Source organism: Vibrio maerlii (genome assembly GCF_003415655.1).
GTDB classification, from domain to species: domain Bacteria; phylum Pseudomonadota; class Gammaproteobacteria; order Enterobacterales; family Vibrionaceae; genus Vibrio; species Vibrio maerlii.
On sequence record NZ_QRHC01000007.1, the window covers coordinates 99,699 to 121,909 of the forward strand.

The following is a 22,211-nucleotide window of genomic DNA, read 5'->3' on the forward strand; positions in this document are numbered from 1 at the left end:
ACCATTACGCCCCAGTTATGTTATAAAAACTGATTGAATTCTATGCGCTCGTTATCAAGCCCTTCAATCGTTATAAATTTCATACCATTAGCTCCAAAAGGCAGTGTTTTCGGGCCTTTTAAAATGTCGATGTTTTTTTCTTTTAACCTTTCCTGAATAACGGATAAATCATCAACTTTAATTGCGAAGTGATTGATTCTCCCCACATCATGACAAGCTTTATCATAGCTAAGTTGATATAGCTCCAGTAATCCACCATGAAGTGATAGAAAAGCAACTTTATCATTTGAGCCATCACCAGAAGGTAGCTGATATCGATTTTGGAGCTCAAATCCGAGTCCTAGGTAAAAATTGATACTTTCTTCAATATCTGAGACCTGAATACCACAGTGTCCAGAAAATTCACTAATATCTTGCAAATCTATATCTCCTATTCGATCTATGCTAATTGTTGTATTAGAAAGGGTTTATCGTGCTTCGCGACTACCGGATAGTATGGTTTTCATGTGAGTTGGCGAATACCCTGCTTTTAGCAAGTCTTTCATTGCATTCATGTAGGGTGCTGTTTGTTCAAAGAAGTGGTAATAACCATCACATAAGTAATTAACGTTTTTGTTTCCATTGTTATCAGCAATAAAGCGATGCTTAGGGCATCCGCCGTAACATGCAAATTCATAGCGACACTGTTTACAGTTTTGTGCGCGTTGACTGAATTTACTCTCGCCGAAAGATATTGCTTGAGCGCTACGATTGAGTTTAATAATGGTTTGTTCTTTAATATTGCCGAGCTTGTGTTCTTTCTCGACGTAGTGATCACATTGGTAGAGATCTCCGTTGGCCTCTAGTGCTAATGCATGACCACAAGTTTTAGACGTGACACATATTCCTGATGGCAAGCCGTTCCATGTTGCAAATGTACTATCAAATACCTGTACAAAAATGTCACCAATGTCTTCTCTTATCCACTTGTGGAATATTTTTGTAAGGAATTCTCCGTAGGCGAGTGACGGAGTGGTCCAATTTGTAACATGGTGAGTGAGCATATTGTCATTGGTTGCTATGGAACTAAGATCGGCTTCTTCAACCAATGGAATAAACTGGATATGTTTAGCTCCTAGCGCTTTCAAGTGCTGGTAAACTTCGATAGGGTGATCTACATTGTGAGTGCCGACAACCGTGAGAATATTAAAATCGACATGATATCGTTTTAAGGTTTTGAGGCCGGATAGCACTTTTTGGTAACTGCCTTTACCACTCCGGGTAACTCTATAGGTGTTGTGAATATCTGGAGGTCCATCGATGGATATTCCGATTAAAATATTATTCTTTTTAAAGAAACGCGCCCAATTGTCATCAATGAGTACTCCATTAGTTTGGATACTGTGGTTGATTGTTTTTCCTTTCGAGAATTTCTTACTAAGTTCAATTGCTTTCGCAAAAAATTCTATTCCCATCATTAGTGGTTCGCCGCCTTGCCAGAGAAAATCGACATAGTCTGAAGGTTGGCTTTCTATATACTGACTTATGTAGGCACTTAGTACATCGTCAGGCATTTTCCAAGCTGATTTCCGGTCTGGATAGAGCGCTTCTTTTTCAAGATAAAAACAGTAATGGCAGTCTAAATTACAGATTGACCCTGTAGGCTTTGCCATTACATGGCAGGCTAAGTTCGCATTTTCTACCATCACACCACTCCAACCTTTCTATTTTCACGAACATAATGAGTAGTGAAGTTAAATGATTCGCTAATGTGTTTGATATTGGCAAATTCGAATGTCTTACCATTGTCTAAGTATACGACCTGAGATACGACCACTAATGGCTCCTGTACAGGGATCGCGAGAAGTTTCGCATCTTCATGGTCTGCTTTTCGAACGGATAAGCTAAGAGTCGCGCTGTGAATTTTTAGCCCCAATATTCCTTCAATATATGAATATATTGATTGTTCAGCATGTTGCTTTTTTAATCCTGGTATTCGACTAATAGGCATAAATGTTTCTTCTATTGTCGTTGGCTTGTTGTCTATGATGCGTACTCTCTTGATCTTGTAGACGAGTTCATCTGACTCTATGTTGAGGGAGCTAGCAAGTGAGGTATCAGCAGGGATAACCTCAAAAGAAATTAATTTTGTAGTTAATTTGACTCCTGCTGTTTCTAAGTTAGCCGCAGTTCCAAGCAAATGGGAAAATGATGCTGAACCATGACTAAAGTTCATTTCTCGGGGTAGGCGTTTTACAAACGTACCAGCACCTCGCTTACGAGCAATTAACCCCTCATCGACTAGCATATCTAGTGCTCGCTTCACGGTCATTTCACTACATGAGTAATTTGCAGCAAGGGTTTTCCCATCTGGTAATTGTTCCCCTATTTTGTATCTATGCTGTTTTATACCGTCTTTAACATCATGATAAACGTGCTCGTACTTTGTCATAACTTCTGCCAACTAGTTTATTTGATAACACTATATCATCTCAAGCAAAGTTATAGATTTATTTTGCAAAAACTATATGGTTTTAGTGATCGAGTCCATAATTTTAAAGTTGAATGCTTTACGGACGAATGTGTATTGCATTAAATCTGCACATCTTTTGATTGATATGCAGCAACAGAGAAATGATATGACAACGAATATTAAGCACTTCCCCAAGAGCTTCTGGTGGGGTTCAGCAACCTCCGGCCCTCAATCTGAAGGCGCGGCGCTAAAAGATGGTAAATCCCCGAGTATTTGGGATCTTTGGTTCGAGCAACAACCAGAGTGTTTTCATAATCAAGTAGGCCCTCAAGATGCTTCGACTTTTTATGAAAATTGGAAAGCAGATATAGCGTTGATGAAACAAATTGGGCACAACAGTTTTAGAACATCCATTCAGTGGAGCCGCCTGATTCCAGATGGGGTCGGTGAGGTTAATTCTAAAGCGGTGGAATTTTATAACAACGTTATAGATGAGCTCATAGCCAATGACATAGAACCTTTTATCAATCTGTATCATTTTGATATGCCGGTATGTATGCAAAAGATCGGAGGTTGGGAAAATCGTAGAGTCGTGGATGCTTATGCGGAGTATGCTCGACAGTGTTTTGAATTGTTTGGTGATCGTGTAACTAAGTGGTTCACTTTTAATGAGCCGATTGTGCCTGTAAAACAAGGGTATGTGTATGCTAATCACTATCCTCAAATTCATGATTTTCGTAAAGCAGCAACGGTTGCACACCACACGCTGCTCGCACATTCAAAGGCCGTAATAGCTTTTCGTGAAATGAACATGAATAGTGAAATCGGCATAATTCTAAATCTCACACCAGCTTACGCCCGTTCTGAGCATCCAGCGGATTTAGAAGCCGCCAATATCGTTGATTTATTCTTTAATCGTTCATTCTTAGACCCTGTGACTTTAGGTCGCTATCCTCAAGAATTAGTTGATCTCCTTGCTGAGCACGGACAACTCCCACTCTGTAGAAACGGCGATGCAAAACTGATTGAGCAAGGTGTGGTTGATCTACTAGGGGTTAATTATTATGAGCCTCGTCGAGTTCAAGCAAAGCTTCATCTAGTGAACAAAAATAGTCCGTTTATGCCAGAGTGGTTCTACGACCCATACATTAAACCTGGTAGAAAGATGAATGTTCATAGGGGGTGGGAGATCTATGAAAAAGGTATTTATGACATTCTTACCAACCTAAGGGAGAACTATGGAAATATACCGTGTTTTATTTCTGAAAATGGAATGGGCGTCGAGGGTGAAGATAAGTTCTTACAAGATGGTCAAATTCAAGATGACTACCGAATTGAATTTATTAAGGGACACTTAGATTATGTCCATCAAGCGATCGAAGAGGGCTGTCACTGCAAGGGTTATCATTTGTGGACGTTTATCGATTGTTGGTCATGGATAAACTCATATAAAAATCGTTATGGCTTCATTTCCATTGATTTAGAAACCCAGAAAAAAACGATCAAAAAGTCCGGGGAATGGATCAAACAAGTATCAGAAGAAAACGGTTATTAATAAATTAGGGTTTAGAAATGGATAAGAAAATAATTAAAGACTTGCATGCATCCTCTATGGGTTTTGGTTGCTGGGCAATGGGTGGGACGTGGAATAATGTGCGTGACAAAGAATCTATCGCAGCAGTTCATCGTGCTATTGATGTAGGAATTAACTTTTTTGATACTGCACCTGTTTATGGGAAAGGGCACTCTGAAACCGTATTAGGTAAAGCGTTGAAAGGAGTTGAGCGTGATAACGTGATAGTAGCGACTAAGTGCGGTTTACCATTCGCGTATAGTCCAGAGCATGGTCGAGTTAAGTCAAGGCATGATCTGACTAAAGAGAGTATTTTTGCTGAAGTTGATGATTCATTATCTCGCTTGGGCCTCGAACATATTGACCTCTATCAGCTGCACTGGCCTGATCCGAATACACCTATTGCCGAGACGGGAGAGGCGTTACGTGAGTTGCAACTTCAAGGTAAAATTCGCCATGTTGGAGTATCCAACTTCTCGATAGAGATGACTCGTGAGTTAATGAAGGTGGTTGACGTAGCGACGTATCAAGGGTTATACAATTTAATTGAACAAAACCCAGACCACTATCACAACATTCCTTTAGAGTATCGCGCACGAAGTGAAGTATTACCATTTTGCCTTGAAAACGACATGAAGTATCTACCATACAGCCCTCTAATGCAGGGATTATTAACAGGAACTTTTTCTGCAAGTGATAACTTTGATAGTAACGATGACCGTGCTGCAAACCCGAAATTAAATGGGGACGCATTTAAACCTTATCTGGCGTGTGCCAATGAACTGTCGAGCTTTGCTAAGCATGTTGGCGTGGATCTGACCCATATTGCAATTCAATGGTTAATCAACCAACAAGAAGTAGGCCCAGTCATTGCTGGTGCTTATGATACTGATCATGTCGAACAAAATGCGCGCTACGCCGCTACGCAAATTGACATCGATGTATTAAAAGAAGCAGAGAGTATTGTTGCCCGTTGGGAGCTTACTTAATACGTATTGGCAATAATCTCGTTCGAGAAGCGCCTGACTAGGCGCTTTTTTTATTTGTTCACTTTGCTCAGTTTTTCTTTCATTTTCATGAAAACTGTGAAAACATGATGTCACCTTCTATAAAATGCTAATTGGACTTCTATTCGACTTAAAGGGAAGTTCGCAGTAAATTTAAGTGTTTTTATATGTCTGATAATGATGACTCGACAGAACAACAAGAGAACCCCAAAAAGATGGCCACTATTCACGATGTTTCCTTAATGGCTAACGTTTCTAATGCCACGGTATCGCGAGTATTCAACGGTAATGCCAAGGTAAAGAGCGAAACGAGAGAGTTAGTTTTAAAAGCGGCACGAAAGCTAGGCTATAACCCTGAAAAACTCTCAGAGCTTTCTGACGTTACTCCAGCAGTTTCTGCTGTGAGCACTCACTCAAATACAATTGGAATGGTGGTCTCCCAGTTGTCAACGTCTAGCTTTGGTCAGTTCTATTTGGCCGCTCAACAGCACGCTATCCAAGAAGGAAAGCAGCTGATGCTTTTTAATGGGGAGGGAGTTCGAAGTCGCGAAAAGAGCTACGTTAAGCTGTTAGTCGAACAAGGCTGTGAGGTGATTCTTCTCGTCGAAACAGAAATACTCGATTCAGAGGTTGAAGCCCTGACTGCTCTTGGCCAAACGGTGATTCGTTTTGATAGTCGCCACGATGAGTTAGCGCATTCTTTGAGTTACGATCATTCTGCAGCTTGTCATTCAGCATGCCAATTTTTGATTGCCAACAAGCATCAAAACTTCGCGCTATTTCCTGGAAAAGGTAAAGCGGCTAACGCTCGTATACGCGGCTATAAGCAGGCGATGGAAGACTACGGATTGGAGTTTGACCCTCGGATGATCCTTGAGCATGTTAGCGATGGGAATTCTGGTGTTATGGAACTTTGTAGAAAAGGAGGGGAATTCAGCGCTATTGTATCTGCTACCGACAAAATAGCCGCAGAAGCGATGGCAACACTAAGGCAGTTTGGCTATGAAGTCCCAGAAGATATTTCAATCATAAGTTTGGAAGGCTCTGAGTTAGCTGAATTTACTTACCCTAGACTTACGACGGTAGAAACTCCAGTCTCGTATATCGCAGCAGAACTCATTGATGCTTCAACTCAAATGCTAGAAGGCAGGGAGTGGGGTTCAATTCAAGATAAATGCCTTACCGGCCGTTTAGTTCCAAGAGAGTCGGTTAAACCATTCAAAGCAAAAAGTCAGTATGGCGCGCGATTAATATCAACCCCAAGAAAATGAATCATTGGTTTAATGAGAGGTTTAGCGGCCTCTCATTAAAACCTAGCTCTACAAATACCTGAAACACATACTTCCAACGCTAATCAAGACAAGGCAAAGTGTGGCTGTATCGAGCTTTTGCATCGAAATCGTTTTCATCAACCTATGTGCAAAAGGAATTGCGATGAGGCTTCCGGCAAATAACTGCATAGATAAAGTGACATTTGTTTGACCATTTAAGCCATATATCAACGCTGCAAGTCCTGAAAGTAGCATCGTGACAAATACAGATACTCCGACGGCTTGCTTTATATTCAGCCCTAAAAATTTTATCAAAATCGGGAGGACGATAATTCCTCCGCCGACTCCCGTTGTGCCTATAACTGATCCTGCAAAAAGACCTGATAGAACAATTTGATACCAAGGCTTTGTTTGACTCGTGGTGTGTTTAAATTTCATTGTGTTTTGTGGCATGAAACGATTTCGAATCATAATGGTGAGTGAACTTGCCATCGCAATCACAATGAGTACTTCAACAGCAGAACTTAAGCTACTGGCGTAGTTAGATGTCATTCCCACTGATATGAAATAGGAACCTAAAATAGTAGTCGGCGCTGTTGTAAGTAAAAAGAGACCGCTAGCTTTGAGCGGAATATTACCTAAGTGGTAATGGGTCATGCTCGAGGATATTTTCATTAGCATCGAGCAAAGGTTTGCTGTCGCAACGGAAGCTACCGGATCCATTTTGAATACATACATTAAGACTGGGATCATCAGTACACCACCACCAACCCCAGTCATAGAGATAATAAATCCTAAAATAAACCCAACGAACAATTCAAACATAGATACCTGCCTTTTCATTGTTTTCATGTTAATGAAAACTGATGCTCAAGTCTATTGGGATGTTGTTTTAATAATGCGATTCTGTTCTAAGTTATTGATTCGTATGGTATTGTTTGTCTTTCTTTAAACATATATGGTTTTGATGGTGATCACATATATGTAAAGTGATGAAAATATTGCTGTAAAGTAGCCTCCAAGGGAATGTAATATTCAACTTGTGCCGCACAATAACGAAATTCACCCTACAAGAAAGTGGACAATATGAAAGTTCTAGAAAATTTTTTTAACAAGCATGGGGCAAAGATAAATGCATTTGCCACCAATAAATATGTTTCTTCAATTAGAGATACATTTATTAGTACGCTACCAATCATTATGCCAGCTTCATTCTTCATTCTTTTTAGTCAGCTCTTCCTGAACCCAATATTCGGGCTACCTGTATGGCTAGGAGAAGATCACGTTGCAATAGGTTTTATGGCAGAAGTTTCGAATCTCTTAGTTGGAGGGACGTTAAACATGTTTGCTTTATTTGCCTGCTTTAAATTGGCGTCTCTTTTAGCGGCAAAAGAGGGGAAAGATCCTGTTGGTACTGGTTTGGTAGCGCTGGCAGCCTTTTACATCATTACTCCGGACTTCTCTGTTGCAAATGTAAGCTCAAAAGGCTTGTTTGCTGCAGTACTTGTCGCGATTGTTGCTACGAGGGTTTTCCACTATCTATCGGCTAGTGAAAAACTGAAAATACAAATGCCTGACCAAGTGCCTCCAGCCGTTGCTTCTTCTTTTGCAGCCATGTTGCCAGCAACATTTACACTTGTTCTATTCGCGGTAATTGCCGCATTCTTAAAGATGTATGAAACGTCCGTACCTTTAATTATCACCCAGCTAATTCAAGCTCCATTAGCCAACCTAGCTGGTAACATTTGGGGACTGATGACCGTTGATATCATTCAGAATATGCTTTGGATCTTCGGTATTCACGGTGGCGCTGTCTTAGGTGGTGTCAAATCGATGCTTTTTGCTCCAATGCAAGATGATAACTTGCGCGCAGTTGCTGAAGGCGTCTCAATGTGGGATTTACCACATGATATGACTTGGTTGTCGTATGACCTTTATGCGAACGTTGGTGGTGCCGGGGCATCATTGGCTCTATTGATCGCGATTCTACTCACTTCGCGCCGAGTTCACTACCGTAAGGTTGCTCAGATTGCTCTAATACCTTGCCTGTTTAATATTTGTGAACCAATGGTGTTTGGTTTGCCGATTATACTTAATCCAATTTTTGCAATTCCATTTGTTGTAGCACCTACAGTCATGCTGGGCTTTGCCGGCTTTATTACTTCCATTGGTCTAGCTCCTCCACTTGGTATTCTTGTTCCATGGACGACACCAGTTGGGGTTGGTGCATTCCTAGCGTCGGGTGGCGCGTGGCAAGCCGGTGTATTAGCATTTTGTACACTTGCCATTGGTGTGATGGTGTATCTCCCATTTGTTAAGTTGGCTAATAGAGCTGCAGAGCCTGGGGAACTTATGGGTAATGAAGAGAACAACCCTAAAGATGAAGCAAACAACTTAACAACGGCTGACGCTAAATAATAGAGAGATACGATGATGACTAAACGCCCTAATATTCTTTTACTGTTTACTGACCAGCAGCGTAAAGATTCGTTAGGGTGTTATGGCAATGATATTGCCGTAACACCAAATATTGATCAGCTCGCGAATAACGGAGCGAAATTTGAACACTTTTTTACCCAGAGTCCTATTTGTGGACCTAGCCGAGTTTCATTGCTCACGGGCCGTTATTGTAGTTCTCATGGAATAGGAGCGAACGGCCCTGTAGTTCCAGAAGATCTGTTAACGATTCAGAAGCGCTTGAAACCATATGGATACAAAACAGCAAACTTTGGTAAGTTGCACTTTCTTCCTCATTCGTTTCGAGATCACCGCGAGCATCACCCAGACTATGGATTTGATGAGTACGTAATTTCGGATGAGCCTGGTTGTTATGATGACCCATATACAGAGTGGGTTAAGCAAAAAGCACCAGAGCAACTTGATGCGGTACGCACTGCTTTGCCTTCTCAGGCACGCAGATTTGGTCGACCAGAATATAGTGACAGAAAAAGGGACCCAGAAACCCCTTTCACATTCGAAGGTGATGAATCACTGACTCATAGTAGTTTTGTTACTGAGTTAACTCGTGACTTTATTGAAAGACAAGAACAGAGTCGAGACCCTTTCTTTTGTATTGCAGGTTACTACGCACCACATGCACCAGTGAATCCTCCAAAACGTTTCTTAGATCTTTATAGGACTGAAGATATGCCTTTACCAAAAGTTGGCAAATCAGAAGTTATGATGGAGAAACTAAAAGGTTTCAATGATGACGAATGGCGTGAAATTCGTCGTTATTATATGGCGCTTGTCAGCCATGTAGATCACTGTGTCGGAGAGGTTGTTCAATCACTGAAAGAAACTGGGCAATATGATGACACCGTTATTGTCTTTGTAGCGGATCATGGTGAGTACTTAGGCGATCATGGCCGAGTGCAGAAGGGAATGCCCGGCGAAGATGTCATAACCAATGTACCTTTCATTATCCATTACCCTAAAGGGATAAAGCCTCACGCATACACACAACTAGTTGAAAGTGTTGATTGGGTACCAACAATGTTGGAATTAGCAGGTATTCCTTTGTCTAGAGATATTCAAGGTGAGTCTTTAGCGCCGTTAATGAATGGTCAAATCGACAGTCATAAATCATTGATTCTAACAGAGCAGTTTGAACCCAATGGACTACGTCAAGTATCTATTCGAGACGAGAACTTCCGTTATTACAGCGATAGTGATGGTAAAGAGCTCCTGTTCGATCTTGAAGCTGATCCCGATGAGCTTGAGAGCGTTGTTCAAGACCCTAGTTATGCAGAAGTGCTTTCTACGATGAGATTCAAGATGCTACAAAAAATACAGCAAGTTGCTTATCCAAATATAGAGAAGATTTTTGCCTATTAAACAGGAAGTTTTTAATCATGAATAGATTACTTCGACGTGCTTGCGTTGTAGGTGCATTTATATCTGTATCAGGTGGTTTGCATGCTGGTCAGCTAATCAACCCGAATTCAACACCGGAAACGAAAGCCCTCTATACCAATTTGAAGGCTTTGGGAGAGAAGGTTATGTTCGGCCACGAAGATGCCTTTGCTTATGGGGCTAAGTGGTGGGGGCAAGGTGATAGTGAAGCCTTAAACTCTGACGTTAAACTGGTGACAGGAAGCCATCCTGCAGTGTTTGGTGTTGATGTTGGAGCTATTGGGCTTGGGAACGAAAAAAACCTTGATGGTGTCAAGTTTGACGATTACTCGCATTACATCAAAGCAATGTTTCAAAAGGGAGGGGTGAACACAATATCGTGGCATATCTATAGCCCTATTGATGGACACCATTCTTGGGCTAAGACGTCCTATGTAGAGGAGCTAATTCCGGGAGGGAAGCATCATGACAATCTCAAGGCTTACCTAGATTCTTACATTAGTTTCAATGAATCGCTAAAAGTGACGGTCGATGGTCAAGAAATTTGGGTTCCGATTATTTTCAGACCTTGGCACGAGCATAACGGGGATTGGTTTTGGTGGGGTAAAGGCCACACTTCCGAGCAAGACTATATTGCTTTGTGGAAATTCACCGTTGACTACTTGATAGATAAGAAGCAAAACAATCTTATCTTTGCATTTTCACCAGATCGCTCGCGTCTTGATATCGAAGATTTTGAAGCCTCATATCAATACGGTTATGCGGGAGACGATTACGTTGATATCATCGGCTACGATAATTACTGGGACCTCGGCCATAAGGCAAATGAGCTTTCGATCAAAGAGCAACAGGCCATGTTTATCGACGGTTTAGAGAAATTGACTGATCTAGCCGAGAAAAAAGGGAAAGTATCAGCGTTATCCGAAGGTGGACAGGAAGGGATTTTCGATTCGAAATTTTGGACAGAACGTTTTGCTGCAGGCATTTTTGCAAATGAAAAGACCTCTCGAATTTCGTACGCTTTGGTTTGGAGGAACAATAACGAGAAACTGGGTAAGAAAGGGCACTATTTCGGTCCTTATCCTGAGGAACACAGCGCCAACGATTTCAAGGCATTTCATGCAAATCCAAGCACAGTTTTTCTGAACGATATTCCAGAAATGTACAAACTAGAGCACTAATGTATCGAACTCTTAGAGCCTGTTAGTTTAATTCTACAATCTTGTCACCTAATAGCAGGTTATATTAGCTACTTTTTCACTGTTCCGGATAAAGTAGCTAACAAGTATTTGCGCCTTTCCATACTGGCAACTAGGAATAAATCCTTCTTAGTTGCCTAAATCACCTTTGCCCCAAAACAATTTAAGGTCACTTTATGAAACCATAAAGTGACCTAATCATTATTTCGATATTCTTGGGTAGCTCTGTAAACTCGTCAAGGTGCTTAAAGTTTCAAAGTAGTGCTTTAATTGCTTCGGAAAACTTAACTCCGCAACCATGGTTAGGTTTCTTAACTCTGAAAATGCAGCAATGTCATCCATGTTAATCTCACGATCACGACTTAAATAACTCGCGATGTCCAGCTCTTGGCTCAGTTGCTCTAACTGCTCAAGCATCAATGATACAACGCCTTCAGTATTATCCAACGCTTCTTCTAAGCTCATACCCAATACGTTTGGTCGAGTATCAACAAACAACTTTAACGCTTCAGGGTCAGAAAGCTCTGGTAGTGATAGCTGTGGCATACGAGGGTATACCAACTTAGCCGTGATTGGTTTCATTGCAGCTAGCCTTGCCTCAATAACATCAGAAACTTGGTAGCTCTGTAGCAAAGGTTGCTGTGTATCGAGAAACTTAATAATCTCCACACTTTCCACCATCGCTTTAGTTATGCCGTCTTGTTCCATTTCTAAGATTGGCACAACAAACTTAGCGATCTGACTCTGCACACTGATAGGAATAACACCAAGGGCAGCATATTGAGTCGGTAGGTCAATCCCCTTAACATCTGCAAAGAACTTCACTCGAGTACAGAATGGGCAGCTATCAAAGATATGTAATTTCATTGTCGGTTTCCAAATATTGTTGAAGGTGTGTTATGGGTTACTTACCGTGCCAAATTGCGTAAGACATACGTTCAATATGAGCAGGAAGGTTCTCTTTGTAGCCGCGCCAATGACTAAACTCTGGCAGACTAATCTCTACTTTAAGTTGTTCTGTTGTTTTTCCTTGCTGCATGCCTTCCCAAACCGCATTAAATAGTGCTTGATAGAATCGCATGTCTTCTTTGAATGCTTCTGGTGATGAAACAGGCGCATGGCCACTGATCACGGTATCAAAATCTAGCTCGGCATCGACACGTTTAAATGTATTCAAAATGCTGACAGAATCGTGGTCATTTAGGCGATATGGTTCATTAACGTATTGTGGTAAGTGCCAATCAACCGCCACAAGTACCTTATCTTTTGGCATATGGATGATGCTCATACAGTCGCCATCATTTGGCCCGTAATAATGCAGATCGATCTGTTTTCCACCCATAGTGATGCTCATTTTGTCTTTGTAGGTGTCATCCGGTTGAATCACTTTGTCTTCAAGATCTCGGCTCATTAACTCGGTACATTTTTCTTGCGCAACAAATTTCGCCCCCTCATCTTTAAAGATTTTTCCGCCACGAGAATGGTCGAAATGATCATGTGAGTAGATAACGGTCTTAACGGGTTGGTCGGTCACTTTAGCGATTTCTTTACGCATGGCTTTCGCGCGAATTTCATTCGATGGGTCGGTAATAATTACCCCCTCGTCAGTCACAACCACTAGGCTGTTATAGAAAAATTGAGAGTACTGATACACGCCATCTTTAAGCTCAGTAAGTACAGGTTGGGCAGGGTTAAAGTTAGACTCAGCAAGTGCGCTATGACTGACTGCTAGAGTGGTTAAAGCTAATGTTACTGCTGTTGATAATTTCATGTTTTTCTCCGCGATTTGGTATACGCAAAGATTAATTTGATCAACTAAGGTAAACAATTAGACTAAAAGTAACTTAATAAGATACCAAAAGTATACAATGGATAAATTCAGAGATATGGAATTGCTTTGCAGTGTTGTTGAGAAGGGCAACTTTGCTAAGGCTGCAAAGGCAATCGGAGTAACTCCAGCGATAGTTGGAAGAAGAATTTCCGCATTAGAAGATAATCTAGGACTGGTTCTTTTTCAGCGAACAACTCGCAGTATGCAACTGACTCATGCAGGGAAATCATATTACGATGGCGCGAAGCAACTGTTAGAGCAAGTCGAGCATTTAGAACACTCACTAACTCAAGAGCATCAAGATAACCCATCAGGGCTAATAAGGCTGTCTGCGCCTGATGAGCTGGGAAGGCAGTTTCTAATTCATGCGATAGCAAAATTTCAAAAGAGCTACCCAGACATTCACTTTGATTTGAGCTTAAATAATTCGCCAGTTAACTTGATTGATGAGGATATTGACCTCGCATTCCGCCTCTCGTTTGATATGCAGGACTCTTCGCATGTGGCTGTAAAACTGAGCCAAACCTCTTTAGGGCTTTATGCGTCACCCCGTTATATTGGGGAGTATGGTATACCAGAGGATATTCAAGCTTTACAGTCCCATCGTTGTATCCAAATGGGGTCTAGCCGCTACGGAAGCAGTTGGAATTTAGAAAAAGACGGTCAACGGATTAGCTATCGTCAGGCTTGGGCCCTCACTGTTTCGAATACCAGCTCTCTTTTCGAGGCACTTATGGCTGATATGGGCATTGCGATGGTGCCAACCATGTTTTGCCATAAATATGTAGAACAAGAGAAGCTAATTCTATTAGAAGGCATTTCAGATTTCCCTGAGGTCGGGGTTTACGCCATCTACCCAACTCGCAAACACTTACCTTACCGATTGAAAGTATTTCTAGATTTTCTAAAAGATTGGTTTAAGGGTTAACGTGTGCGAGGGCTGCATGAGTTTACTCTGAAGCAACTTATATCGTGAGCTGAGGAGCATCGTTAGCAAAAACGTCTTTGCCCCAAAACGAGCTAGTTCATATTTCCAAACGTTCGCTTTTCTCTACTAAGAAGTCAACCAACACTCTAATGCGACGTGCCTTTTGACTATGTTGTGGAAAGTACAAATAGAAGCCGGGGTAAGGTTGCCAATGTTCTTCAAGGATTGGGATAAGTTTCCCATTCGATAATTGCTCACGTACCAACGGTGCAATAATTCGTCCAATGCCCAGCCCATTTTCAGCGGCGTCTACCATCGCATCAGTATCATTCACAATTAATGACACAGGCATCGCTACGGCAATATCTTGTTCACCTTGTTTTAGCTTCATCGCCATGGTCTTGTTTGAGCCTTGAAAGCGATATTGGATTAATCGATGCTCTTGTAATTCTGTAGGAGTTCGCGGTGTGCCATATTCAGCAATATAGTCAGGAGAGGCAAAGAGCGCTTCTTGTGTCGGCGTTGTTAACTGCCGGGCAACCATGCCCTGCTCTACTTTGTCACCAAAACGGATGCCGATGTCGTGGCCATCTTTAACGATATCGAGTGTCGCATCGGATATGTGTACTTCTAGCTGAACTTCTGGGTAACGTTGACAAAACTCAGGGTAAATCTTTCGGAAGAACGACTGGTACACAAAGCGCGGCAGGGTAATGCTTACTTTGCCTGATGGTTGTTCGCCTAAGTCTTTAATACTCTCAATCGCATAATCTAACGCCGTTAATGCACCACTTGAGCGCTCGCTAAGTAAATGACCCGCCTCAGTTAACTCCAGTTTTCTTGAGTCACGCAGAAACAGCGGAAGTCCCAAGGTAGACTCGAGTTGTTTAAGAGAGTTACTAACAGAGGGCGGAGTGAGTTCAAGCTTTCTTGCTGCACCTCGAATGCTGCCGGTTTGAACAATGGTTTGGAATATAGTGAGCTGGCTGAGCGTAATGCCTTTTAAATTCTTCATCCTACTAGGGCCTACATTGGTGTTAATTTTTAACTAACGCTTGATTAGATTTGTATGGCCTATAACTTAACAGTCATGGTCAGTAAACTACAAACATAAATTAAAGTTTCCAAACCGAGGAAGAGAAAATGAGCAAGATTGTTGTTATTTCAGGCCACCCAGATCTAGACAAGTCATACACTAATAGCGTGATTCTTGAGGAGCTTGGCACTACATTCCCAGACGCGGATATTCGTCGTCTAGATACGTTATACCCAGACTTCAACATTAATGTGGAAGCTGAGCAGCAAGCTCTTCAAGCGGCGGATACTATCGTCTTCCAATTTCCTTACTACTGGTACTCGTTCCCAGCCCTAATGAAGAAATGGGTTGATGATGTGTTTACATTTAACTTCGCTTACGGCCCTGAGGGCGACAAACTGAAAGGTAAGCAATTGATCCTATCATTCACCGTTGGTGGCCCAGAACAGGCATACAGCCCACTTGGCTACAACCACTTCACAATAGAACAGCTGCTGTACCCAATTCAGCAAACGGCTTACTTAGCAGGAATGGATTATCAGCCACCGGTTTATACTCACGGCATGATCTATATCCCAGATGTGTACAATGAACTCGATGAAGTTCAAGCCCACGCTAAAGAGCACGCAACACGTCTAATTAAGGCAATTCGTGAGCCAAAAGTTGAAGTATCAGGTGGCGCTAGCGTGGCGTAAGCACTCGATATCGAAAGAAAAGGCAATCATGGTATGACATGGTTGCCTTTTTTTCTTGGCAAAACACGGATTTCCCCTTAACGTACATTGGTAGTTCGACCTTAGAAGTAATCCAATGAAAAAACTCACTATTTACGACATTGCAACGGCTTTGTTGCTTAATTCAGTGAGAAGACATGGTAGCCCCATGTTGACCAGTCCTTAAACAATATACTGAGTTTCAGGCATACCAAGCCCTGTCGGTGAGCAAGGGGGAGGGGAGTTGCGCCTCCTGTTTAAGTGGCGCAACACCAATACTTCTACGAGTAAATTAGACGCTACGCCATTTCTGTTGCTACCTGTTGATTGCTCCAAAACGTCAAATGTACTTTTGCGGCTTCTTCTTCGAGTAGTGGACCAATAACCTCGACTTCTCTTTGCCCAGACTCGAAGACGGTGCGACAAGGTAAATCGAGAGTAGGGTTCTCAGGGTGATTACCTGTTATCTGTTTTAACCTATGTTCAGAACAGGCGTATACCACTCGTCCTATGCCCGCCCAATATGCAGCCCCCGCGCACATACAGCAGGGTTCCGCTGAAACGTACATAGTGCATTCCGACAAAAAATCAGGGCTCCATGTTTTGCTGGCTCGTGTCATCAAAACACGCTCTGCGTGACCCGTCATATCATGGTCGGGTAGGTATGCGTTCACTTGTTCCATTAAAACATTGCCATGTTTATCAACTAATAAAGCGGCAAATGGGTGAATGCCTTTTTCGGCTATGTCTTCTGTAATTGCAATGGTTTTTTTCAGCATTGCGATATCTAATTGGCTAGCGCTCATATAACGTCCTTTTCAATATAAATGTCTTATCGGCGGTTTTAGAAATTGGCACTCAGCCTATGCTTTAAGTAATCTTCGGCGGTAATGGGATCATATTTACCTAGCTTGCCTTGAATCAGTTGGTCTTTATTCGCTTGGCAGAAGAAAGCCATGCTGTAGCGAGCTTTATGAGCCCCTGCGGTTTGTGGCATTTGTACACGGTGGAGTGTCGATTTAAGTTGATCATCACTCCAACGCATCAACATATCACCGATATTGCAGGTGATGACATGCTCCGCGGCAGGTACATCAGTCCATGCTTGTCCGTTTTGTGCCTCTTTCCCAGGACAGGCTTGCAGCCCATCTTCGCCTTTTCGTTGAAACACCATAGTGAGGCAATCGAAATCAGAATGTGCACCTGCACGCCAGACGCCAGGTTGGGGTTGATACGTCTCCGCTAGCGGCAAGTAGTGCAGTAAACGCAGTGTAGATTGATAGGTTTCTGAAGTTCGATCGTGTGCATTGGTAAAAAAGTCACTCGGGAATCCAAGCTTTTCAGCAAAGCAGGAGAGTATCGACATACCGAGCTCCCATGCTTGGAGTTCTAGCTGCAAAACATCTGATTTGAAACAGGGAAGTTGCTGAGCATTTGGCCACAAATTAGTCATTTTGGGCAAAGTCACCTGGTAAGACTCTTTTTGATCTGCCGTTTTTGTTGATGGACGCACTTGGTTTTTATACTCCCAACCGGCATTTTGACCATCCAATAGAGCGACATTACTCTTTTCTTGTTTAGGCAGTGAAAAAAATTGAGCTGATTGTCCAAACACTCGCTGTATCAGTTCGAGTGGGATAGAGTGATGGCTCACTTGAAAGAATCCAACCTGCGTGGCAGCTTGCCACAACGCTTCCTTTATCTCCTCTCTTCGGTTGTTGAAATCGGAGAGATCGATAACGGGAATTGTTCGTTGATTATCGATCTCACCTTGTTGGCCAATGGTGGATTCAAGATTAAGTTCATCCAATACGTAAGTCATATTTTCTCCATTAAGTGTCGTAATGGAGCAATGCCAATCGTAAAGATTTGCCGCTTCTACTCCGGGTTTTAGTTACATGTGTTTAGCGATCTAAGCTCCAACTGAAAAAGCTTTTTTGAATCAGTTTAATGCTGTGGAACAAGATCAAGCTGATGACTGAAAGTACAAATAAAGAAGCGAATGCTTGTGGAATCTTAAAGAAAGAAGTCGAGAACTGAATGAAGTAACCGAGTCCTTCTTCTGCTGCGACAAACTCTGCAATGACCGCTCCTATTATGGCGAGTGTTATGGCGACTTTGAGGCCGCTAAAAATGTAAGGGATGGCATAAGGCAATCTGATTTGCCAAATCTCTCGACTCGGTTTTGCTCTTAACGATTTCGACAGTTCGATCAGCTCTTTTGGTGTCGCCTGCATACCCGTTGTTGCTGCAACAACAAGAGGGAAGAAGGTAATCAAAAAGGTTATGGCGAGTCGCGGAGCATCACCGGTTCCAAGAATGACTATCAACAGTGGTGCGATAGCCACAACGGGAGTGGATTGAATCACCACCAACATCGGATAAATGGTTTTGTTAAGATACTCAGAGCGAACCATGAGAATCGCAATTGGGATACTGACAACAACAGAGATCATGAACCCAACGATCGCAACATACAGGGTCGCCCAAAGGTGATTTAACCAACGTGATGTATCCACCGCGGTAAAGGCTTCGACTATGTCAGAGGGGGCAGGCAGTATGTACGCGGGAATCGAGCCCACAAAACAGATCAGCTCCCACAAAGGTAAAATCATCGACAGCGTCAGGATAGGCAAATAGCGTTTGTATGTTTTAGTCATATTCACCTCTACGCTACGGTTTTGAGTACAGTCTTAGCTGATGGTTTCTCAACAGCATTCGATTGAGGTTTATAGATATATTTGCGTATACGAGCGGTGTAATCGGCAAACACTGGATGTTGAATGGTGTCGATGTTTCTTGGCCTTGGTAGCTCGATATTCATCTCTTCGGCTATCGTTCCTGGCCTTTCACTCATCACTAACACCTTATCTGCAAGTAACACCGCCTCAGAAATTGAGTGGGTAATGAACAGAACCGTTTTGGGTTTTTCCTGCCAAATCCGTTGTAGCTCAAACCCCATCTCTTCACGAGTAAGCGCATCCAGCGCAGAAAAAGGCTCATCCATAATGAGAATATCGGGATCTAACAGTAGCGCTCGTGCAATGCCGATACGCTGTTGCATCCCTCCAGATAGTTCATCCGGTCGTTGTGATAAAAAATCTTGTAGACCGACCATTTTAATCAGCTCTTCCGCGCGCTTTCGATCTTTATCCCCAACGAAATTGAATTTGTGTTTCAGTGGAAACAAAACGTTATCTAAGATGCTTAACCAGGGTAGTAACGTCGGTTTTTGAAACACGATACCAATATCGTCTCGCGGCTCGGTAATTTGGTGACCAAAGGCCGATACGTCTCCTTCGGAAGCTGGAATTAAACCTGATAGTAACCTAAGCAGTGTTGACTTGCCGCAGCCGGATGGGCCGACGACTGCAATAAACTGATTCTTTTCAATAGAGAAGTTAACGTTCTTTAATGCAGGTACTTGTTTGCCTTGGTCTGTCACATAGGTATGTGATACGTCTTTAAACTCAACAAATGCAGCCATTATTCCATCTCCGGTAAAAATGCGCGGTTTATCGCTTTTTCAGGGTCATAGCTCGCTTCATCAATGCCTTGAGCTGCGGATGTCCATTTCCATGTTGATGCTAGGTGCTTAGAGTCGAACTGACCTAATGTAGAGGCTTCACTGATCGGGTTATAGACTAGGCTGTGAATTGACGTAATGGTATCTGTAGCGACTTTCACATCCACCTCAGGAACCATTTTGTTAATAGACTTTGCGCTTTCAACCGGGTTTGCCCAGGTGTATTCAATGGCCTCCCCAAAGGCTTTGATAAAGCGTTTGGCAACCTCAGGGCGCTCGGCTAAGAAGCGATCATTAGCTAATAATGTGGTCGCGTATTGCTCTAGCCCCGCTTCGTGCCAATGCATAACTTTAAGTGTTTTCCCAGCTTGTTTAGCCTGGCTTTTCAGAGCTTCTGTACTGGTAACCCATGAGATCAAAACATCAGTATTTCCGGTGGCTAGCATTGGGCCTAAAGCGCCAGGATCCGCTTTAGTGAGTTTAATGTCTTTTTCAGATAACCCGCTTTGGTTTAAAACGATTGGAAGGTAAAGGTTTGAGGATGTAAAAGGTGAGGTCGCGACACGCTTTCCTTTAATATCTTCGATTGAAGTGATAGTGCCATCATCCACAACAAAAAACGCGTGAGGTGCTTGGCTAAATACTGAATAGACTGCAGAAACAGGGACATCGCTGCTGGCTTTCGCAACGAGCAAAGCTGAAATATCCGCTGCACCGACATCAGAAATCCCCGTTGCGAGTTTGGTAATGGCTTCGGTTGAGCCTCTCCCTTGGTTAATGCTGACTTCTAAATCGTATTTCGCGAAGATCCCTTTATCGATACCGACATAAACTGGGGCTTTATCACCGCCAGGTAACCAATCAAGTTGGAAATTAACCTTATCGGCAGCAAGAGCGGTGAAGCTAAGGCTGGTGAGAAGCAATGTTGAGCTGAGCGTTTTAAGCATACTAGGTCCTTTTAGATGTTTACGAGCAATGTCTCTATCAGCCTGGATGGCTAGATAAACGCTTCTACTCTGGCTAATGACTTTACATGTCTGTTTTTCTAATAGTCTGAATCTCTTTCGGTTCATCTTACGATTGTCACTATTGTCATTAACGCAAGTCGCGTGCCAGATATGCAACATCGTTGTTACATCCCTTTGTCAACCTGATATCAATGGGAAATCGTACAGGGTATTAAAATTCAACCGGGCTGATTGATTTAGGGGCATTTGATTTAAATTGGGGAAGTAGTGCACAAAAAGCGTGCGACGGTTGCTTGATTGTTAATGTTGTGTTTTGGCGTGTTTCTAGGCTTGAAAGAGTCGTTATAAGGAAAGGAAGTAAAAAACAATGACAGTTTTACTAACGGCGCGGTTTTTGCTGCATACCCAGAGAAAACGAAAATTAAGGAGTAGAAGCGGTCAGGATTTATTCCGGGACATTGCTCATGATGTTAAGGAGTAATTGATGGGATACGTTATAAAAAATTCAGAATCTATTTTGCTGAACGACACGGTTTATAAAGGTGATATCAGAATTCGTGAAGGTGTCATTTCTGAACTTGGGCAAGACTTACCCATACAGGGTGATGAACTTATAGATGCTCGCGGTTGTGTCATCTATCCCGGCCTAGTGAATACTCACCATCACTTAGCACAATCGGTTTTAAAAGGTGTTCCAGAAGGGTTGAATAAAGGGTTAGGAGAATGGTTAGCCGCTGTTCCGTACCGTTTCTGGCCAAAAATCTCACCGAGGTTGATGTACCTTGCAGCCAAGCTTGGTTTATATGAACTCCAGTTTTCAGGTGCAACGACCTGTGCCGACCATCATTATCTCTACCATTATCAATCTACCCCCGAAATTGAGGGAGCGCTTTGGTGTGCTGCGCGAGATATGGGTATGAGGTTCATGTTGTGTCGAGGAAGCGCGACAAGCCTTGGCAGTCACAAAGGTGTGCAGAGTATGCAGCTTGAGCCAGAAACACCCGAGCTAGTGATGCAAAGGATTGAGCGAAGCTTAAATTTTCATGACCCCGACCCTCTATCTATGAGTCGAGTATGTATGGCTCCAACCAGCTTGATACATTCCTGTGAACCCGCGCATCTCAAAGAGTTTGCTCAGTTTGCCCGCCAGCATCAATTAAAAATGCACTCTCACTTATTGGAAGTGAATTTTGACGAAGAGCAATCTCAAAGCAAGTATGGGATGAGCGCCGTTGAATACGCCGCGAGTTGTGATTGGCTGGGTGAGGATGTGTGGTTCGCACACATGGTTCATACGGACAAACATGCGAGAGCATTATTAGCAGAATCTAATACTTCTATTTCACACTGTCCCACCTCGAATTGCAGGCTAGGAAGCGGCATCGCAGAAGCTTTAGATATGGATTCGACGGGTATCAAGGTCACGATGGGCGTGGATGGTTCAGCCTCTTCTGAATCAGGCTCTATGTTGCAAGAACTCAATTTAGCTTGGTTACTGCATCGTTCTCAGCATGGAGCCGATGCAATAAAACTCAACCAAGTTATGGATTGGGGTTCAAAGCATGGTGCCGATTTACTGGGATTCAAAAGTGGTCGAATTGAAGTTGGGTATGCCGCTGATTTGGTTCTATATCGTATCGATTCACCTCGTATGGCTATGGTTCACTCTCCCGAATGGGCTCCTGTTCTATGCGGAGAGCCAGCGACCGTTGAGTATAGTTTTATTCAAGGACGCCCGGTCATCGCTAAGCAAGAGAGTACCGTTGTCGACATCCATCAACTTATCTCTGATTTGCGCCAAGAGATGGCTCGCTTTATGGCGACCATTTAGTGCTCAATCAACAGTAGAGAA

At 42.7% G+C, this 22,211-nt stretch carries 21 protein-coding genes; 9 read left to right on the forward strand and 12 right to left on the reverse strand.

Annotated features, from left to right (window positions below):
- Positions 1-20 precede the first annotated feature (20 nt).
- The 3 genes from DPF91_RS13495 to DPF91_RS13505 are packed head-to-tail and all read right to left on the reverse strand — an operon-like array spanning position 21 to position 2,431.
- Positions 21-419: a VOC family protein gene (locus tag DPF91_RS13495; RefSeq protein WP_164684170.1), complete on the reverse strand. Its 399-nt coding sequence runs from the start codon at positions 417-419 to the stop codon at positions 21-23.
- Positions 420-467: 48 nt separating this feature from the next.
- Positions 468-1,685 carry an anaerobic sulfatase maturase gene (locus DPF91_RS13500; protein WP_117234957.1) on the reverse strand — a complete coding sequence of 406 codons (1,218 nt, stop codon included), beginning with the start codon at positions 1,683-1,685 and terminating at the stop codon, positions 468-470.
- A complete protein-coding gene (locus DPF91_RS13505; protein WP_117234958.1) occupies positions 1,685-2,431 on the reverse strand; it encodes a GntR family transcriptional regulator in 747 nt (248 codons plus the stop codon). Before DPF91_RS13505 ends, DPF91_RS13500 begins: the two co-directional genes overlap by 1 nt.
- Positions 2,432-2,618: 187 nt before the next feature.
- Here DPF91_RS13505 and DPF91_RS13510 point away from each other — a divergent pair, with 187 nt between their 5' ends.
- The 3 genes from DPF91_RS13510 to DPF91_RS13520 all read left to right on the forward strand — a co-directional run bounded on the left by DPF91_RS13510 (position 2,619) and on the right by DPF91_RS13520 (position 6,303).
- Positions 2,619-4,007 carry a glycoside hydrolase family 1 protein gene (locus DPF91_RS13510; RefSeq protein ID WP_117235138.1) on the forward strand — a complete coding sequence of 463 codons (1,389 nt, stop codon included), beginning with the start codon at positions 2,619-2,621 and terminating at the stop codon, positions 4,005-4,007.
- 17 nt (positions 4,008-4,024) lie between these two features.
- Positions 4,025-5,014: an aldo/keto reductase gene (locus DPF91_RS13515; protein WP_117234959.1), complete on the forward strand. Its 990-nt coding sequence runs from the start codon at positions 4,025-4,027 to the stop codon at positions 5,012-5,014.
- A 185-nt stretch (positions 5,015-5,199) separates the two neighbouring features.
- Positions 5,200-6,303, forward strand: coding sequence for a LacI family DNA-binding transcriptional regulator (locus DPF91_RS13520; RefSeq protein ID WP_117234960.1), 1,104 nt, complete (start codon positions 5,200-5,202; stop codon positions 6,301-6,303).
- A 48-nt stretch (positions 6,304-6,351) separates the two neighbouring features.
- Here the strand turns inward: DPF91_RS13520 and DPF91_RS13525 are convergent, their stop codons facing one another.
- Positions 6,352-7,128, reverse strand: a complete 777-nt coding sequence (locus tag DPF91_RS13525; RefSeq protein WP_164684172.1) for a sulfite exporter TauE/SafE family protein — start codon at positions 7,126-7,128, stop codon at positions 6,352-6,354.
- Positions 7,129-7,389: 261 nt separating this feature from the next.
- Between DPF91_RS13525 and DPF91_RS13530 the strand changes: the two genes are divergently transcribed.
- The 3 genes from DPF91_RS13530 to DPF91_RS13540 are packed head-to-tail and all read left to right on the forward strand — an operon-like array spanning position 7,390 to position 11,339.
- Positions 7,390-8,721, forward strand: a complete 1,332-nt coding sequence (locus DPF91_RS13530) for a PTS sugar transporter subunit IIC (protein WP_117234962.1) — start codon at positions 7,390-7,392, stop codon at positions 8,719-8,721.
- Between the two features lie 12 nt (positions 8,722-8,733).
- Entirely contained in the window at positions 8,734-10,140 is a 1,407-nt protein-coding gene (locus tag DPF91_RS13535) for a sulfatase family protein (RefSeq protein ID WP_117234963.1), read from the forward strand.
- Between the two features lie 17 nt (positions 10,141-10,157).
- Entirely contained in the window at positions 10,158-11,339 is a 1,182-nt protein-coding gene (locus DPF91_RS13540; protein WP_117234964.1) for a glycoside hydrolase family 26 protein, read from the forward strand.
- Between the two features lie 219 nt (positions 11,340-11,558).
- On the opposite strand, the gene grxB is transcribed toward DPF91_RS13540, so the two are convergent.
- Together grxB and DPF91_RS13550 are read right to left on the reverse strand one after the other, a co-directional pair.
- Positions 11,559-12,224, reverse strand: a complete 666-nt coding sequence (gene grxB / locus DPF91_RS13545; RefSeq protein WP_117234965.1) for a glutaredoxin 2 — start codon at positions 12,222-12,224, stop codon at positions 11,559-11,561.
- Between the two features lie 37 nt (positions 12,225-12,261).
- Entirely contained in the window at positions 12,262-13,128 is an 867-nt protein-coding gene (locus DPF91_RS13550) for an MBL fold metallo-hydrolase (protein WP_117234966.1), read from the reverse strand.
- Between the two features lie 97 nt (positions 13,129-13,225).
- On the opposite strand from DPF91_RS13550, the gene DPF91_RS13555 reads away from it, so the two are divergent.
- The gene (locus tag DPF91_RS13555; RefSeq protein ID WP_206355570.1) at positions 13,226-14,116 is read left to right on the forward strand and encodes a LysR family transcriptional regulator; all 891 of its coding nucleotides are present in this window, start codon (positions 13,226-13,228) and stop codon (positions 14,114-14,116) included.
- Between the two features lie 97 nt (positions 14,117-14,213).
- Here the strand turns inward: DPF91_RS13555 and DPF91_RS13560 are convergent, their stop codons facing one another.
- Positions 14,214-15,131 (reverse strand): LysR family transcriptional regulator, encoded by a 918-nt coding sequence (locus tag DPF91_RS13560; RefSeq protein ID WP_117234967.1) that lies wholly within the window; start codon positions 15,129-15,131, stop codon positions 14,214-14,216.
- Between the two features lie 128 nt (positions 15,132-15,259).
- On the opposite strand from DPF91_RS13560, the gene DPF91_RS13565 reads away from it, so the two are divergent.
- A complete protein-coding gene (locus tag DPF91_RS13565; protein WP_117234968.1) occupies positions 15,260-15,847 on the forward strand; it encodes an NAD(P)H-dependent oxidoreductase in 588 nt (195 codons plus the stop codon).
- A gap of 317 nt (positions 15,848-16,164) precedes the next feature.
- Here DPF91_RS13565 and DPF91_RS13570 read toward each other — a convergent pair whose 3' ends face one another.
- The 5 genes from DPF91_RS13570 to DPF91_RS13590 all read right to left on the reverse strand — a co-directional run bounded on the left by DPF91_RS13570 (position 16,165) and on the right by DPF91_RS13590 (position 20,338).
- Positions 16,165-16,671, reverse strand: coding sequence for a nucleoside deaminase (locus DPF91_RS13570; protein ID WP_117234969.1), 507 nt, complete (start codon positions 16,669-16,671; stop codon positions 16,165-16,167).
- A 38-nt stretch (positions 16,672-16,709) separates the two neighbouring features.
- The gene (locus tag DPF91_RS13575) at positions 16,710-17,687 is read right to left on the reverse strand and encodes an isopenicillin N synthase family dioxygenase (protein ID WP_117234970.1); all 978 of its coding nucleotides are present in this window, start codon (positions 17,685-17,687) and stop codon (positions 16,710-16,712) included.
- An 82-nt stretch (positions 17,688-17,769) separates the two neighbouring features.
- Positions 17,770-18,525 carry an ABC transporter permease gene (locus DPF91_RS13580; protein WP_117234971.1) on the reverse strand — a complete coding sequence of 252 codons (756 nt, stop codon included), beginning with the start codon at positions 18,523-18,525 and terminating at the stop codon, positions 17,770-17,772.
- Positions 18,526-18,533: 8 nt separating this feature from the next.
- The gene (locus DPF91_RS13585; protein WP_117234972.1) at positions 18,534-19,352 is read right to left on the reverse strand and encodes an ABC transporter ATP-binding protein; all 819 of its coding nucleotides are present in this window, start codon (positions 19,350-19,352) and stop codon (positions 18,534-18,536) included.
- Positions 19,352-20,338: an ABC transporter substrate-binding protein gene (locus DPF91_RS13590; protein WP_117234973.1), complete on the reverse strand. Its 987-nt coding sequence runs from the start codon at positions 20,336-20,338 to the stop codon at positions 19,352-19,354. The genes DPF91_RS13585 and DPF91_RS13590 overlap by 1 nt, the downstream gene beginning before the upstream one ends.
- A 505-nt stretch (positions 20,339-20,843) precedes the next feature.
- Here DPF91_RS13590 and DPF91_RS13595 point away from each other — a divergent pair.
- Positions 20,844-22,190, forward strand: a complete 1,347-nt coding sequence (locus DPF91_RS13595) for an amidohydrolase family protein (RefSeq protein WP_117234974.1) — start codon at positions 20,844-20,846, stop codon at positions 22,188-22,190.
- Positions 22,191-22,211: the final 21 nt, after the last annotated feature.

Excerpts from the sequence above, each read along its gene's own strand:
- DPF91_RS13500 (WP_117234957.1), bottom strand. The coding sequence starts at position 1,685 with ATGGTAGAAAATGCGAACTTAGCCTGCCATGTAATGGCAAAGCCTACA.
- DPF91_RS13505 (WP_117234958.1), bottom strand. The coding sequence starts at position 2,431 with ATGACAAAGTACGAGCACGTTTATCATGATGTTAAAGACGGTATAAAA.
- DPF91_RS13510 (WP_117235138.1), top strand. The coding sequence starts at position 2,619 with ATGACAACGAATATTAAGCACTTCCCCAAGAGCTTCTGGTGGGGTTCA.
- DPF91_RS13515 (WP_117234959.1), top strand. The coding sequence starts at position 4,025 with ATGGATAAGAAAATAATTAAAGACTTGCATGCATCCTCTATGGGTTTT.
- DPF91_RS13520 (WP_117234960.1), top strand. The coding sequence starts at position 5,200 with ATGTCTGATAATGATGACTCGACAGAACAACAAGAGAACCCCAAAAAG.
- DPF91_RS13525 (WP_164684172.1), bottom strand. The coding sequence starts at position 7,128 with ATGTTTGAATTGTTCGTTGGGTTTATTTTAGGATTTATTATCTCTATG.
- DPF91_RS13530 (WP_117234962.1), top strand. The coding sequence starts at position 7,390 with ATGAAAGTTCTAGAAAATTTTTTTAACAAGCATGGGGCAAAGATAAAT.
- DPF91_RS13535 (WP_117234963.1), top strand. The coding sequence starts at position 8,734 with ATGATGACTAAACGCCCTAATATTCTTTTACTGTTTACTGACCAGCAG.
- DPF91_RS13540 (WP_117234964.1), top strand. The coding sequence starts at position 10,158 with ATGAATAGATTACTTCGACGTGCTTGCGTTGTAGGTGCATTTATATCT.
- grxB (WP_117234965.1), bottom strand. The coding sequence starts at position 12,224 with ATGAAATTACATATCTTTGATAGCTGCCCATTCTGTACTCGAGTGAAG.
- DPF91_RS13550 (WP_117234966.1), bottom strand. The coding sequence starts at position 13,128 with ATGAAATTATCAACAGCAGTAACATTAGCTTTAACCACTCTAGCAGTC.
- DPF91_RS13555 (WP_206355570.1), top strand. The coding sequence starts at position 13,226 with ATGGATAAATTCAGAGATATGGAATTGCTTTGCAGTGTTGTTGAGAAG.
- DPF91_RS13560 (WP_117234967.1), bottom strand. The coding sequence starts at position 15,131 with ATGAAGAATTTAAAAGGCATTACGCTCAGCCAGCTCACTATATTCCAA.
- DPF91_RS13565 (WP_117234968.1), top strand. The coding sequence starts at position 15,260 with ATGAGCAAGATTGTTGTTATTTCAGGCCACCCAGATCTAGACAAGTCA.
- DPF91_RS13570 (WP_117234969.1), bottom strand. The coding sequence starts at position 16,671 with ATGAGCGCTAGCCAATTAGATATCGCAATGCTGAAAAAAACCATTGCA.
- DPF91_RS13575 (WP_117234970.1), bottom strand. The coding sequence starts at position 17,687 with ATGACTTACGTATTGGATGAACTTAATCTTGAATCCACCATTGGCCAA.
- DPF91_RS13580 (WP_117234971.1), bottom strand. The coding sequence starts at position 18,525 with ATGACTAAAACATACAAACGCTATTTGCCTATCCTGACGCTGTCGATG.
- DPF91_RS13585 (WP_117234972.1), bottom strand. The coding sequence starts at position 19,352 with ATGGCTGCATTTGTTGAGTTTAAAGACGTATCACATACCTATGTGACA.
- DPF91_RS13590 (WP_117234973.1), bottom strand. The coding sequence starts at position 20,338 with ATGCTTAAAACGCTCAGCTCAACATTGCTTCTCACCAGCCTTAGCTTC.
- DPF91_RS13595 (WP_117234974.1), top strand. The coding sequence starts at position 20,844 with ATGGGATACGTTATAAAAAATTCAGAATCTATTTTGCTGAACGACACG.